The organism is Pseudomonas sp. S3E12 (assembly GCF_001702295.1).
GTDB lineage: Bacteria > Pseudomonadota > Gammaproteobacteria > Pseudomonadales > Pseudomonadaceae > Aquipseudomonas > Aquipseudomonas marginalis.
The window spans coordinates 294817-308935 of the sequence record NZ_MBDT01000003.1 but is presented as its reverse complement, the minus strand read 5'-3'; the positions used below and the strand labels follow the sequence as shown (position 1 = coordinate 308935).

Genomic DNA, 14119 nt, shown 5'->3' with positions numbered 1-14119 from the left:
AGCCCGCCATGAGCGAATTCAAACGTATCCCTCCCGAACAAGCCCAGGCCCTGCGCGAGCAAGGTGCAGTGGTGGTCGATATCCGCGACCAGCCTACTTACGCCGCCGCCCATATCGCTGGCGCCCAGCATCTGGACAACGTCAACATCGCCGACTTCATTCGTGCCGCCGACCTTGATGCACCGCTGATCGTGGCCTGCTACCACGGTAATTCCAGCCAGAGCGCAGCCGCCTACCTGGTCAGCCAGGGCTTCTCCGACGTCTACAGCCTGGACGGCGGCTTTGAGCTGTGGCGTACGACGTATCCTGCAGAAATTGCCTCCGGCGATTCGCAATAATTTTTTTCACACCCCGCTACCCCGCGTGATGCTTGGGCTCGCGCCGTTTCTGACGAACGGCGCAACCAAACTAATTGCGCATCGCGCCTTGCCCTCTCAGATTCCGAACTATCCTTAAGCGCAGGCCATCCGAATCAGGGGAGAGCCGGTACACCGGCGTACGGGTCATCGGTAGCGTTTCAGGGTGTTCTGGGGGGAAAACAGCCATTGGCGTTCGTCAATGACTGCCAGCATCGACTGATAGATCCGGCGTCGGCTCCACGTATCGAGCGAGGTGACGACGTCATGAGTATTTTCAGCCACTTCCAACAACGCTTCGCGTCCACACAGCAGGAAGAACTCACGCTGCAAGAGTATCTCGAGCTGTGCAAGCAGGACCGCAGCACCTACGCATCTGCCGCCGAACGCCTATTGTTGGCGATTGGCGAGCCGGAGCTGGTGGAAACCGCCAATAATTCGCGCCTGTCGCGAATATTTTCCAACAAGGTGATCCGCCGCTATCCGGCCTTTGAAGACTTCCATGGGATGGAAGAATGCATCGACCAGATCGTCTCCTACTTCCGCCACGCCGCCCAAGGCCTGGAAGAGAAGAAACAGATCCTCTACCTGCTCGGCCCCGTGGGCGGTGGTAAATCGTCCCTGGCCGAAAAACTCAAGCAACTGATCGAGAAGGTGCCCTTCTACGCCATCAAGGGCTCACCGGTCTTCGAGTCGCCCCTGGGCCTGTTCAACGCCACGGAAGATGGCGCGATCCTCGAAGAAGACTTCGGCATCCCACGACGCTACCTCAACACCATCATGTCGCCCTGGGCCACCAAGCGCCTGGCCGAGTTCGGCGGCGATATCAGCCAGTTCCGCGTGGTAAAACTCTACCCGTCGATCCTCAACCAGATCGGCGTGGCCAAGACCGAACCGGGCGATGAGAACAACCAGGACATTTCGGCGCTGGTGGGCAAGGTCGATATCCGCAAACTGGAGGAATTCCCGCAGAACGACGCCGACGCCTACAGCTACTCGGGCGCCCTGTGCCGGGCCAACCAGGGCCTGATGGAATTCGTGGAAATGTTCAAGGCGCCGATCAAGGTGCTGCACCCACTCCTCACCGCCACCCAGGAAGGCAACTACAACAGTACCGAAGGCCTGGGCGCGATTCCGTTCACCGGGATCCTGCTGGCCCACTCCAACGAATCGGAATGGCACACCTTCCGCAACAACAAGAACAATGAAGCCTTCATCGACCGGATCTACATCGTCAAAGTGCCGTACTGCCTGCGGGTCAGCGATGAAATCAAGATCTACGACAAGCTGCTGTTCAACAGCTCGCTGGCCAAAGCCCACTGCGCACCCGACACCCTGAAAATGCTCGCCCAGTTCACTGTGCTGTCGCGTCTCAAGGAGCCGGAAAACTCGAATATCTATTCGAAGATGCGCGTGTACGACGGCGAGAACCTCAAGGACACCGATCCCAAGGCCAAGTCGATCCAGGAATATCGCGACACAGCGGGCGTGGATGAAGGCATGAACGGCCTGTCGACGCGCTTTGCGTTCAAGATCCTGTCCAAGGTCTTCAACTTCGACCCCCATGAGATCGCCGCCAACCCGGTGCACCTGCTGTATGTGCTGGAGCAGCAGATCGAACAGGAACAATTCCAGGCCGAAACCCGCGAACGCTACCTGCGCTTCCTCAAGGAATACCTCGCGCCGCGCTACATCGAGTTTATCGGCAAGGAAATCCAGACCGCGTACCTGGAGTCCTACAGCGAGTACGGCCAGAACATCTTCGACCGCTACGTGCTGTATGCGGACTTCTGGATCCAGGACCAGGAATACCGCGACCCGGAAACCGGCGAAATCCTCAACCGCGTAGCCCTCAACGAAGAATTGGAAAAGATCGAAAAACCCGCCGGCATCAGCAATCCGAAGGATTTCCGCAACGAAATCGTCAACTTCGTACTGCGTGCCCGCGCCAACAACAACGGCAAGAACCCTACCTGGCTCAGCTACGAGAAGCTGCGGGTGGTCATCGAGAAGAAAATGTTCTCCAACACCGAGGATCTGCTGCCGGTCATCAGCTTCAATGCCAAGGCCAGCAAGGAGGACCAGCAAAAACACAACGACTTCGTCACACGAATGGTCGAGCGCGGCTACACCGACAAACAGGTACGACTGCTCTCCGAGTGGTACCTGCGGGTACGCAAATCGCAGTAAGGCAGCGATGGGCGTCCACTGCCAGGTCATGGGCCTGGCAGTGGACCGCTTGTCTCTAAGCTTCCAGCTCGCCGCTTGAAGCTTGTAACGTGAAGCTGCCCGGAGGGCTCCTCATGAGCTATGTGATCGACCGACGCCTTAATGGCAAGAACAAGAGCACGGTAAACCGCCAGCGTTTCCTGCGGCGTTACCGTGACCACATCAAAAAGGCCGTTGAAGAGGCCGTCAGCCGCCGTTCCATTACAGACATGGAGCATGGCGAACAAATCAGCATTCCCGGACGCGACATCGACGAACCGGTGCTGCACCACGGCCGGGGCGGCAAGCAGACCGTCGTGCACCCCGGCAATAAAGAGTTCACCACCGGCGAGCATATCCAGCGCCCGCAGGGCGGTGGCGGTGGCAAAGGCCCGGGCAAGGCCGGTAACTCCGGCGAAGGCATGGACGAGTTCGTGTTCCAGATCACCCAGGAAGAATTCCTCGAGTTCATGTTCGAAGACCTGGAACTGCCCAATCTGGTGAAGCGTAACCTGACCGGCACCGATACCTTCAAGACCGTACGCGCCGGGATCAGCAACGAAGGCAACCCCTCTCGAATCAACATCATCCGCACGCTGCGCTCAGCCCATGCGAGGCGTATCGCCCTCTCGGGCAGCAGTCGTGCCAAATTGAGGACGGCAAAGGAAGAGTTGGCGCGTTTAAAGCGCGAAGAGCCAGACAACTTCGGCGATATCCAGGAAATCGAGGCGGAAATAGAGAAACTCAGCGCGCGTATCCACCGCGTGCCGTTCCTCGATACCTTTGACCTCAAGTACAACCTGCTGGTCAAGCAGCCCAATCCCAGCTCAAAAGCCGTGATGTTTTGCCTAATGGACGTGTCAGGCTCGATGACCCAGGCGACCAAGGACATCGCCAAGCGTTTCTTTATCCTGCTGTACCTGTTCCTGAAGCGGAACTACGACAAGATCGACGTGGTGTTCATCCGCCATCACACCAGCGCACGGGAAGTGGATGAGGAGGAGTTCTTCTACTCGAGGGAAACCGGCGGCACCATCGTGTCCAGCGCCTTGAAGCTGATGCAGGAGATCATGGCCGAGCGCTACCCGGCCAACGAGTGGAATATCTACGCGGCCCAGGCCTCCGACGGCGACAACTGGAACGACGATTCGCCGATCTGCCGCGACATCCTGATCAACCACATCATGCCGTTTGTGCAGTACTACACTTACGTCGAAATCACCCCCCGTGAGCACCAGGCCCTGTGGTTTGAATACGAGCGCATCGGCGAAGCCTTTGCCGACACGTTCGCACAACAGCAACTGGTCTCGGCCGGCGATATCTATCCGGTCTTCCGTGAACTCTTCCAGCGCAGGTTAGTGACATGACCGCCAAAAAAGAGACTAAGCGCCAACCCATTTCCACCGGCTCCGAGTGGACCTTTGAACTGATCCAGGCCTATGACCGGGAAATCAGCCGCATCGCGGCGGGTTATGCCCTGGACACCTACCCCAACCAGATCGAAGTGATCACGGCCGAGCAGATGATGGACGCCTATGCTTCCGTCGGCATGCCCCTGGGTTACCACCACTGGTCTTACGGCAAACATTTCCTCAGTACCGAAAAGTCGTACACCCGGGGCCAGATGGGCCTGGCCTACGAAATCGTGATCAACTCCGACCCATGCATCGCCTACCTGATGGAAGAAAACACCATCTGCATGCAGGCGCTGGTGGTGGCCCATGCCTGCTATGGGCACAACAGCTTCTTCAAGGGCAACTACCTGTTCCGCACCTGGACCGACGCCAGCTCGATCATCGATTACCTGGTGTTCGCCAAGCAGTACATCATGCAGTGCGAGGAGCGCCACGGTATCGACGCCGTGGAAGACTTGCTCGACTCCTGCCATGCCCTGATGAACTATGGCGTCGACCGCTACAAGCGCCCATACCCTATTTCTGCCGAGGAAGAGCGCCTGCGCCAGAAGGAGCGCGAGGAGCACCTGCAGAAGCAGATCAACGACCTGTGGCGCACCATTCCCAAACGCGCCGGCAAGAACAGCGACAAGGACAATGCGCGCTTCCCCGCCGAACCCCAGGAAAACATTCTTTACTTCCTGGAAAAGCACGCACCGCTGCTGGAACCGTGGCAACGGGAAATCGTGCGTATCGTACGCAAGATCGCCCAGTACTTTTACCCACAGCGCCAGACCCAGGTGATGAACGAAGGTTGGGCGACGTTCTGGCACTACACGCTCATGAACGACCTGTACGACGAAGGCCTGGTCACCGACGGCTTCATGATGGAGTTCCTGACGTCCCACACCAGCGTGGTGTTCCAACCCGGCTTCGACAGCCCGTATTACAGCGGGATCAACCCTTACGCGCTGGGTTTTGCCATGTACCGCGATATTCGGCGCATGTGCGAACACCCCACCGATGAAGACCGCCGCTGGTTCCCGGAAATCGCCGGCAGTGACTGGCTGTCGACGATCAAGTTCGCCATGAGCAGCTTCAAGGATGAGAGCTTTATCCTGCAGTACCTGTCACCCCAGGTGATCCGCGACCTCAAACTGTTCAGCATCCTGGATGATGACCTCAAGGACGACCTGGTGGTGCCGGCCATCCACGATGAGCCCGGCTACCGCACCATCCGTGAAACCCTGGCGGCGCAATACAACCTGGGCAACCGTGAACCCAACGTGCAGATCTACAGTATCGATGTGCGCGGCGACCGCTCGCTGACCCTGCGCCACCAGCAGCACGACCGCAAACCCCTGGGCGAATCCACCGAGGAAGTGCTCAAGCACCTGCATCGGCTTTGGGGCTTCGACATCCACCTGGAAACCCTGCAAGGCGACCAAGTGATGAAGACCCACCATGTACCACCGCGCAACGATCACAATGACAACGACTACGGCCGCCTGGACCTGGCCGTCGTTCATCTCTGAAACAGCAAAGCCTCCATTGGCCAGGCACAGGCGGTATCCTGTGCCGCTAATGGAGGCTTTTTCATGAAAATCTACAAAGTCGGCGGCGCCGTGCGTGACCGCCTGCTGGGCATCAAGGTCACCGATGTCGACCGCGTGGTCGTCGGCGCGAGCACCGAAGAAATGCTCACCAAGGGTTTCAAGCCAGTGGGTTCGGACTTCCCGGTGTTCCTGGACCCGAAAAACGGCGATGAGTACGCCCTGGCCCGCACCGAGCGCAAGAGTGGTCGGGGTTACAGTGGTTTTGTGTTTCACGCCAGCCCCGAGGTGACGCTGGAAGAAGACCTGATCCGTCGCGACCTGACCATCAACGCCATGGCCGAAGACGACGACGGTAACCTGACTGATCCGTATCACGGCCAGCGCGACCTTGAGTCCCGCATACTTCGTCACGTTTCCCCTGCATTCGCCGAAGATCCCCTCCGAGTTCTTCGTGTCGCCCGTTTTGCCGCGCGCTATGCACACCTGGGTTTTACGGTAGCACCGGAGACGCTGGAGCTGATGCGTCAACTCAGCGAGTCCGGCGAATTGGAAGCCCTGACGCCGGAGCGCAGTTGGAAAGAAATCTCTCGGGCGTTGATGGAAGATCAGCCCCAGGTGTTTATCCAGGTACTTCGGGACTGTAATGCGCTGAAGATCTTGATGCCGGAAGTGGATGCACTCTTTGGCGTGCCACAACCCGAAGCCCATCACCCCGAGATAGATACTGGCGTGCACACCTTGAGCGTGCTGGAACAAGCTGCGTTGCACAAACAGCCCCTGACCGTACGCTGGGCCTGCCTGCTGCATGACCTGGGCAAGGGCCTGACGCCTGTGGATAAGTTACCGCAGCACATTGCTCATGAGCATCGAGGCTTGAAGCTCATCACGCTCGTCAATGAACGCTTCAAAGTGCCGAGGGACTGCCAGGAATTGGCGCTGCTGGTGGGCCAATATCACACCCATGGTCATCGTGCGCAGGAGCTGAAAGCCTCGACGCTGCTGGAGTTGCTGCAAAGTTTTGACGTATACCGCAGGCCACAGCGCTTTGAGGAGTTTGTGGTCGCCTGCGAAATGGATGCCCGAGGCCGCAAGGGACTGGAGCAAAGAAGTTATCCACAGGCGGATTACTTACGCGGCGCGGCGAAAGCAGCGCGCGAGGTTGCCGTGGCGCCACTGCTTGAGCAGGGATTCAAGGGGCCGGAGTTGGGCGAGGCGCTCAAGCGTGAACGACTCAGGGCACTCAAAGCCTACAAGGAACTACACAAACCCTTGTAGGAGCGAGTCCGGGGTGAGTTGCTGGCCCTGCCATTCAAACCCGACAGGCGCCAGCACCTGATCAATCTGAGCGTCACGCCACAACGCAGCCATCGTCTTGCCCGCTTCAGGGTGCACCCGGTCCGGCGCCATCATCGACAACGGCCACAGCACAAAGGCATTTTTCAGGATCTCCGCCCGCGGCAGGATCAAACCATCGAAGTCACCCACCAACTCGCCGTACAGCAGCACGTCGATATCCAGCGGCAGGCCTTTGCGATCCGGCGCATAGCGGCCATTGTCAGCCTCGATGGATTTCAACCGACGATCCAACTCCATCAATGACAGGTCGGTATAGGCCGACACCACCAGATTGAAGAATGGCCCGCTTTTGATGCCCACCGGCTGGCTCTCGAACACCGCCGAGCAGCGCATATCCGTCAGGAAACTCGCCAACGCGTCGAGCCCGGCGCGCAGGTGGGGCTCGCGCTCGATATTACTACCGAGGCCAAGGTAAACCTGAGTCAGCGACATCCGCGCTCAATCTCCACGCCTACACCCTTGGCAGCCGGCACTGCGCCGGGTTTGGTCAGCTTGAGGTGCAGCCAGGGAATCTGGAACTCGCTCATCAGCACTTCGGCCAGGCGTTCGGCAAAGGTCTCGACCAGCTGGTACTGGGACTGCTCGGCAAAGGCCTGGATCCGCGCGGACACGCTGGCGTAATCCAGCGCCAGGGCCAGGTCGTCGCCAGCCGCAGCCGGGCGGTTATCCCAAGCGAAGCTCAGGTCCAGGCGCAGACATTGACGGATCCCGCGCTCCCAGTCGTAGGCCCCGATCACGGTGTCGACTTCCAGGCCTTCGATAAACACTCTGTCCAAGCTCTTCTCCGCAGCACGACAAGGGCGCGATGCCCCGTTAGAATCAGGGCGTCCTCGCCCGGAATAGTTAGCATGTTTTGGTCACTGGCGATTCTCGCCTACCTGCTCGGCTCGCTCTCCTTCGCCATTTTGCTCAGCCGCCTGACGGGAAATCCCGACCCGCGAATGAGTGGTTCAGGCAATGCCGGCGCCACCAATATGTTGCGCCTGGCCGGCAAGAAGCTCGCCGTACTGACGCTGCTGGGCGACTTATGCAAGGGCCTGTTGCCCGTACTGATCGCCAACCTCGCCGGCCTGACCCTGCAACAGCAGGCCTGGGTGGGCGTGTGCGCCGTCCTCGGCCATCTGTTTCCCCTGTACTTCCGTTTTCGCGGCGGTAAAGGTGTCGCCACGGCAGCCGGCATGCTGCTGGGGATCTACCCGCCGGCGGCGTTGCTGGCCGTGCTCGCCTGGCTGCTGACGTTCTACCTGACCCGCACCAGCTCGCTGGCGGCGCTGATCGCCACACCGCTAACCCTGCCGTTGCTGGCCTGGCAGGAACCGGCGGCGCTGCTGCCGATGAGTGTGCTGACACTGCTGATCGTCTGGCGACACCGGGGCAATCTACGCGACCTGTTTGCCGGGCGCGAACGGCATTTTTAAATACCGCCAATGAGCCCGACTCACGTTGCACACTTACAAGGGCGGCAGTTGCTCCATCGGCCAGCGCGCCTGCACGCTGATCGCCAGGCTTTCGTGCTGCCCCGCCTGCAGGCGCTGACAACCGGCATAGGCGATCATCGCGCCGTTGTCAGTGCAGAACTCAGGGCGGGCGTAGAACACATCCCCCTTCATATCACCGAGCATCTTTTCCAATGAGCTGCGCAACGCCTTGTTGGCGCTGACGCCACCGGCGATCACCAGGCGCTTCATGCCGGCCTGTTTCAGGGCGCGCTTGCACTTGATGGTCAAAGTCTCCACCACGGCCTGCTGGAACGCCAGCGCGATGTCGCAACGGGCTTGCTCACTGTCGTCCCCGGCGCTGACACTGTGCTGCCAGGTATTCAACGCGGAGGTTTTCAAGCCGCTGAAGCTGAACATCAGGCCAGGGCGATCGCACATCGGGCGCGGGAAGGTATAGCGGCCGGCAACGCCTTTTTCGGCCAGGCGGGCGATTTCCGGCCCACCCGGGTAATTGAGGCCCATCATCTTCGCGGTCTTGTCGAAAGCTTCGCCGGCGGCGTCGTCCAAGGACTCGCCCAACAGCGTGTATTGACCGATTCCGTCAACCTGGACCAGCTGCGTATGCCCGCCCGAAACCAACAAAGCGACGAACGGGAACTGCGGCGGGTTTTCTTCCAGCATCGGCGCCAGTAAATGGCCTTCCATATGGTGCACGCCGAGGGCCGGAATGCCCCAGGCAAAAGCCAGCGCCTGGGCACAAGAGGCGCCAACCAGAAGGGCTCCGACCAATCCGGGGCCCGCCGTATAGGCAATCGCATCGATCTCGGTCGGCACGCAACCGGCCTCGTCCAACACCTGGCGAATCAACGGCAGCATACGTTTGACGTGATCACGACTGGCCAGCTCCGGCACAACGCCGCCATAGGCCCGATGCAAGTCGATCTGACTGAACAGCGCATCGGCCAAAAGCCCGCGTTCATTGTCGTAAAGTGCGACACCGGTTTCGTCGCAGGAGGTTTCAAGTCCCAGTACTAGCATGGGTTTGCGCCTTGTAGAGGCTGAATTCGAAGGCGCGCATAATAGTCGCCACTCCCCCTCCCGACTAGCGGTTTTCGATCAGAGGCTTTGCATTCCTGCCAATGAGGGGTTAACATCCGCAACCCTTAAAAACCGACGACCTCAGCCGCGAATTTTTTGCGACGAGAACGTTGATTCCCGGTAATGAAAGAAGGTAGCTCTGGATGCCAGCCGTCAAAGTAAAAGAGAACGAACCCTTCGACGTAGCTCTGCGTCGTTTCAAGCGCTCCTGCGAAAAAGCCGGTGTTCTGGCTGAAGTTCGTAGCCGCGAATTTTATGAGAAGCCAACTTCTGAGCGTAAGCGTAAAGCAGCAGCCGCTGTTAAGCGTCACGCCAAGAAAGTTCAGCGCGAACAGCGCCGCGCCGTTCGTCTGTACTAATACACAGACGTACGTAGCAAGCTTCTGCCAAGCCCGGCCCTCAGCCGGGCTGTTGGCATTTGCGGATATCGCTTGATGCTTCATCGTTGACGCCGCACACGCGACTGATACACCTGCTTCAAACGTCAGGACTGGCTCTTTTGCCAGCGGTGCACGTCTCTTCTGACGAGCCTAACAAGGCTACTGACGAGCACACTCATTTTGTAAGCAGACGATCAACTGTATCGGCTGTGCCCAGCGACGAGCATCCGAGGCCACGATTGGCCAGCGCCGGACTCGAGGGCAACATTTCCAGGCCGACACACTGATTGAAACTAACGTCAGTGAATGTTCGGCAGATACACTTCCTGACAGCCCAAGCAGACGATTGATGGTCAAGCCATTCGATACGTGCGCTTGAGCACTTCACGGGCACTCATTTACACGCAGTGATGACGAGAACGCCATGGCAGGGCTGATTCCCCAGAGCTTTATTGACGACCTTCTGAACCGCACCGACATTGTCGATGTTGTCAGCTCGCGCCTGCAATTGAAGAAAGCTGGCAAAAACTACACAGCCTGCTGCCCGTTCCACAAGGAAAAAACCCCGTCATTCAGCGTCAGCCCCGACAAGCAGTTCTACTACTGCTTCGGCTGCGGCGCAGGCGGTAACGCCCTCGGCTTCCTGATGGACCACGACAACCTGGACTTTCCCCAGGCGATCGAGGACCTGGCGAAAGCCGCCGGCATGGAAGTCCCCCGCGAAGAAAGTGGCCGCCCGCATAAACCACGGCAACCCACCGACTCGCCGCTGTACCCGCTGCTGACTGCCGCTGCCGACTTCTACCGTCAGGCCCTTAAAAGCCATCCGCAGCGCAAGGCCGCCGTCGACTACCTGAAAGGGCGCGGCCTGACCGGCGAAATCGCCCGCGACTTCGGCCTCGGCTTTGCCCCACCTGGCTGGGACAACCTCTACAAACACCTGAGCAGCGATACCCTGCAGCAAAAAGCCATGATCGACGCCGGCCTCCTGGTTGAGAACGCCGAGACCGGCAAGCGCTACGACCGCTTCCGCGACCGCGTGATGTTCCCGATCCGCGACAGCCGTGGTCGCATCATCGCCTTCGGCGGCCGAGTGCTGGGGGATGACAAGCCCAAGTACCTGAACTCCCCGGAAACCCCGGTATTCCACAAGGGCCAGGAACTCTATGGCCTGTTCGAGGCGCGCAAGAACAATCGAAACCTCGATGAAATCATCGTGGTCGAAGGCTATATGGACGTGATCGCCCTGGCTCAGCAAGGTTTGCGCAACGCCGTGGCCACCCTCGGCACCGCCACCAGCGAAGAACACTTGAAGCGCCTGTTTCGCGTCGTGCCAAGCGTGCTGTTCTGCTTCGACGGTGACCAGGCCGGCCGCAACGCCGCCTGGCGCGCGCTCGAAGCCACCTTGTCGAGCCTGCAGGATGGGCGCCGCGCGCGCTTCCTGTTCCTGCCCGAAGGGGAAGACCCGGATACCCTGGTGCGCTCCGAAGGCACCGACGCATTCCGCGCCCGCATCAATCAACATGCGCAGCCGTTGGCGGATTATTTCTTCCAGCAACTGACCGAAGAAGCCGACCCACGCTCCCTCGAAGGCAAGGCCCACATGGCCACCCTCGCGGCACCATTGATCGACAAGGTTCCAGGCGCGAACCTGCGCACCCTGATGCGCCAACGCCTGCTGGAAATTACAGGACTGAGTGGCGAGGCCGTCAGCCAGCTGGTGCACAGCGCACCGCAGGACGCGCCGCCCGCCTACGACCCAGGCATGGATTATGACGCCATGCCGGACTATGCCGACTTCCATCAACCCCAGGAGGCGTATGCCCCCCAGCAGGAATGGACGCCGAAGAAGCCCGGTGCCGGCGGCAAGAAATGGGACAAGAAACCCTGGAGCAAAAACGGCAAGCGCGGTGATCGCGATGAGGCCTACGCGCCTCGCACACCGGTCGCCGTAGAAGCTCCCACGCTGATTGCCCTGCGCACGCTTATCCACCACCCGCAATTAGCGAGCAAGGTTGAAAGCGCCGACCATTTTGCCAACGCGAGCAATACCTACGCTCAGGTGCTGATCGCACTGATCGAGGCCGTGCAGAAAAATCCTAAGCTAAACTCCATTCAGCTGATGGCTCGCTGGCATGGCACAGAACAGGGTCGTTTGTTGAAGGCGCTCGCGGAAAAGGAGTGGCTAATTGACGGCGATAACCTTGAACAACAGTTTTTAGACACCATTACTAGGTTATCCGCGGGCCAGCACACGCAGACCCTCGATGAACTCATCAAGAGAGCAAGACAGCCGGGATTATCGGCTGAAGAGCAAATTCAGATAGCAAAACAGATGCGCGACCTCTTAAAACAGAATGTTTCCGCATCAAACCCGACCTCAGCTGGCGTGTGAGGTCATAGCTCGGGTATAATCCTCGGCTTGTTTTTTGCCCGCCAAGACCTTCAGTGGATAGGGTGTTATGTCCGGAAAAGCGCAACAGCAGTCTCGTATCAAAGAGTTGATCACCCTTGGTCGTGAGCAGAAGTATCTGACTTACGCAGAGGTCAACGATCACCTGCCTGAGGATATTTCAGATCCAGAGCAGGTGGAAGACATCATCCGCATGATTAATGACATGGGGATCCCCGTACACGAGAGTGCTCCGGATGCGGACGCCCTTATGTTGGCCGACGCCGATACCGACGAGGCAGCCGCTGAAGAAGCCGCTGCCGCGTTGGCCGCGGTGGAGACCGACATCGGTCGCACGACTGACCCTGTGCGCATGTATATGCGTGAAATGGGTACCGTCGAGTTGCTGACACGCGAAGGCGAGATCGAAATCGCCAAGCGTATCGAAGAGGGTATCCGTGAAGTGATGGGCGCAATCGCGCACTTCCCTGGCACGGTTGACCACATTCTCTCCGAGTACACTCGCGTCACCACCGAAGGTGGCCGCCTGTCCGACGTCCTGAGCGGTTATATCGACCCGGACGACGGCATCGCGCCGCCTGCCGCCGAAGTACCGCCGCCTGTCGATGCCAAAGCCGCGAAAGCGGACGATGACACCGAAGACGACGATGCCGAAGCCAGCACCGACGACGAAGACGAAGTCGAAAGCGGCCCAGACCCGATCATTGCTGCCCAGCGTTTCGGCGCGGTTTCCGATCAAATGGAAATCACCCGCAAGGCCCTGAAAAAGCACGGTCGCTCCAACAAGCTGGCAATTGCCGAGCTGCTGGCGCTGGCTGAGCTGTTCATGCCGATCAAGCTGGTACCGAAGCAATTCGAAGGCCTGGTTGAACGGGTTCGTAGCGCCCTTGAGCGTCTGCGTGCACAAGAGCGTGCGATCATGCAGCTCTGTGTCCGTGATGCGCGCATGCCGCGTACCGACTTCCTGCGCCAGTTCCCGGGCCACGAAGTGGACGAAAGCTGGAGCGACGCCCTGGCCAAAGGCAAGGCGAAGTACGCTGAAGCCATTGGTCGCCTGCAGCCGGACATCATCCGTTGCCAGCAGAAGCTGACCGCACTCGAGACCGAAACCGGCCTGACGATTGCCGAGATCAAGGACATCAACCGTCGCATGTCGATCGGTGAGGCCAAGGCCCGCCGTGCGAAGAAAGAGATGGTTGAAGCGAACTTGCGTCTGGTGATCTCCATCGCCAAGAAGTACACCAACCGTGGCCTGCAATTCCTCGATCTGATCCAGGAAGGCAACATCGGCTTGATGAAGGCTGTGGACAAGTTCGAATACCGTCGCGGCTACAAGTTCTCGACTTATGCCACCTGGTGGATCCGTCAGGCGATCACTCGCTCGATCGCCGACCAGGCCCGCACCATCCGTATTCCGGTGCACATGATCGAGACGATCAACAAGCTCAACCGCATTTCCCGGCAGATGCTGCAGGAAATGGGTCGCGAACCGACCCCGGAAGAGCTGGGCGAACGCATGGAAATGCCTGAGGATAAAATCCGCAAGGTATTGAAGATCGCTAAAGAGCCGATCTCCATGGAAACCCCGATCGGTGATGACGAAGACTCCCACCTGGGTGACTTCATCGAAGACTCGACCATGCAGTCGCCAATCGATGTCGCCACTGTTGAGAGCCTTAAAGAAGCGACCCGCGACGTACTGTCCGGCCTCACTGCCCGTGAAGCCAAGGTACTGCGCATGCGTTTCGGCATCGACATGAATACCGACCACACCCTTGAGGAAGTCGGTAAGCAGTTTGACGTGACCCGCGAGCGGATCCGTCAGATCGAAGCCAAGGCGTTGCGCAAGTTGCGCCACCCGACGCGAAGCGAGCATCTGCGCTCCTTCCTCGACGAGTGACACCAGAACCCCCGGCCCA

Annotated in this window: 12 protein-coding genes; 9 read left to right on the top strand and 3 right to left on the bottom strand. The window is 59.2% G+C overall.

Annotated elements, in window-relative coordinates; genetic code table 11:
• The first annotated feature begins 8 nt into the window (after positions 1-8).
• The 5 genes from glpE (at position 9) to BB029_RS03365 (ending at position 6789) form a co-directional block, all read left to right on the top strand.
• The gene (gene glpE, locus BB029_RS03385; RefSeq protein WP_065925391.1) at positions 9-338 is read left to right on the top strand and encodes a thiosulfate sulfurtransferase GlpE; all 330 of its coding nucleotides are present in this window, start codon (positions 9-11) and stop codon (positions 336-338) included.
• A gap of 285 nt (positions 339-623) precedes the next feature.
• Entirely contained in the window at positions 624-2546 is a 1923-nt protein-coding gene (locus BB029_RS03380) for a PrkA family serine protein kinase (RefSeq protein WP_003194732.1), read from the top strand.
• Positions 2547-2659: 113 nt separating this feature from the next.
• On the top strand, positions 2660-3931 hold the full coding sequence (locus BB029_RS03375) for a YeaH/YhbH family protein (protein WP_065925392.1): 1272 nt from the start codon (positions 2660-2662) through the stop codon (positions 3929-3931).
• Positions 3928-5493, top strand: coding sequence for a SpoVR family protein (locus BB029_RS03370; protein WP_027605917.1), 1566 nt, complete (start codon positions 3928-3930; stop codon positions 5491-5493). The genes BB029_RS03375 and BB029_RS03370 overlap by 4 nt, the downstream gene beginning before the upstream one ends.
• A 63-nt stretch (positions 5494-5556) precedes the next feature.
• Entirely contained in the window at positions 5557-6789 is a 1233-nt protein-coding gene (locus tag BB029_RS03365; protein ID WP_065938232.1) for a multifunctional CCA addition/repair protein, read from the top strand.
• On the opposite strand, the gene folK is transcribed toward BB029_RS03365, so the two are convergent.
• Complete coding sequence (folK, locus tag BB029_RS03360) at positions 6772-7302, bottom strand: 2-amino-4-hydroxy-6-hydroxymethyldihydropteridine diphosphokinase (RefSeq protein ID WP_027605919.1); 531 nt, start codon at positions 7300-7302, stop codon at positions 6772-6774. The genes BB029_RS03365 and folK overlap by 18 nt on opposite strands.
• Positions 7293-7646, bottom strand: coding sequence for a dihydroneopterin aldolase (gene folB / locus BB029_RS03355; RefSeq protein ID WP_046069798.1), 354 nt, complete (start codon positions 7644-7646; stop codon positions 7293-7295). The genes folK and folB overlap by 10 nt, the downstream gene beginning before the upstream one ends.
• Positions 7647-7718: 72 nt before the next feature.
• Here folB and plsY point away from each other — a divergent pair, with 72 nt between their 5' ends.
• Complete coding sequence (plsY, locus tag BB029_RS03350) at positions 7719-8288, top strand: glycerol-3-phosphate 1-O-acyltransferase PlsY (protein ID WP_065938231.1); 570 nt, start codon at positions 7719-7721, stop codon at positions 8286-8288.
• Between the two features lie 33 nt (positions 8289-8321).
• On the opposite strand, the gene tsaD is transcribed toward plsY, so the two are convergent.
• Positions 8322-9347: a tRNA (adenosine(37)-N6)-threonylcarbamoyltransferase complex transferase subunit TsaD gene (gene tsaD, locus BB029_RS03345; protein WP_065938230.1), complete on the bottom strand. Its 1026-nt coding sequence runs from the start codon at positions 9345-9347 to the stop codon at positions 8322-8324.
• A 203-nt stretch (positions 9348-9550) separates the two neighbouring features.
• On the opposite strand from tsaD, the gene rpsU reads away from it, so the two are divergent.
• The 3 genes from rpsU to rpoD all read left to right on the top strand — a co-directional run bounded on the left by rpsU (position 9551) and on the right by rpoD (position 14100).
• On the top strand, positions 9551-9766 hold the full coding sequence (gene rpsU / locus BB029_RS31785; protein ID WP_002551877.1) for a 30S ribosomal protein S21: 216 nt from the start codon (positions 9551-9553) through the stop codon (positions 9764-9766).
• A gap of 445 nt (positions 9767-10211) precedes the next feature.
• On the top strand, positions 10212-12182 hold the full coding sequence (gene dnaG / locus BB029_RS03335; protein ID WP_027605924.1) for a DNA primase: 1971 nt from the start codon (positions 10212-10214) through the stop codon (positions 12180-12182).
• Positions 12183-12249: 67 nt separating this feature from the next.
• Positions 12250-14100, top strand: a complete 1851-nt coding sequence (rpoD, locus tag BB029_RS03330) for an RNA polymerase sigma factor RpoD (protein ID WP_027605925.1) — start codon at positions 12250-12252, stop codon at positions 14098-14100.
• Positions 14101-14119 lie beyond the last annotated feature (19 nt).

What these genes read in the sequence shown, in the direction of transcription:
- glpE (WP_065925391.1), top strand. Translation starts at nt 9, where the DNA reads ATGAGCGAATTCAAACGTATCCCTCCCGAACAAGCCCAGGCCCTGCGC.
- BB029_RS03380 (WP_003194732.1), top strand. Translation starts at nt 624, where the DNA reads ATGAGTATTTTCAGCCACTTCCAACAACGCTTCGCGTCCACACAGCAG.
- BB029_RS03375 (WP_065925392.1), top strand. Translation starts at nt 2,660, where the DNA reads ATGAGCTATGTGATCGACCGACGCCTTAATGGCAAGAACAAGAGCACG.
- BB029_RS03370 (WP_027605917.1), top strand. Translation starts at nt 3,928, where the DNA reads ATGACCGCCAAAAAAGAGACTAAGCGCCAACCCATTTCCACCGGCTCC.
- BB029_RS03365 (WP_065938232.1), top strand. Translation starts at nt 5,557, where the DNA reads ATGAAAATCTACAAAGTCGGCGGCGCCGTGCGTGACCGCCTGCTGGGC.
- folK (WP_027605919.1), bottom strand. Translation starts at nt 7,302, where the DNA reads ATGTCGCTGACTCAGGTTTACCTTGGCCTCGGTAGTAATATCGAGCGC.
- plsY (WP_065938231.1), top strand. Translation starts at nt 7,719, where the DNA reads ATGTTTTGGTCACTGGCGATTCTCGCCTACCTGCTCGGCTCGCTCTCC.
- tsaD (WP_065938230.1), bottom strand. Translation starts at nt 9,347, where the DNA reads ATGCTAGTACTGGGACTTGAAACCTCCTGCGACGAAACCGGTGTCGCA.
- rpsU (WP_002551877.1), top strand. Translation starts at nt 9,551, where the DNA reads ATGCCAGCCGTCAAAGTAAAAGAGAACGAACCCTTCGACGTAGCTCTG.
- dnaG (WP_027605924.1), top strand. Translation starts at nt 10,212, where the DNA reads ATGGCAGGGCTGATTCCCCAGAGCTTTATTGACGACCTTCTGAACCGC.
- rpoD (WP_027605925.1), top strand. Translation starts at nt 12,250, where the DNA reads ATGTCCGGAAAAGCGCAACAGCAGTCTCGTATCAAAGAGTTGATCACC.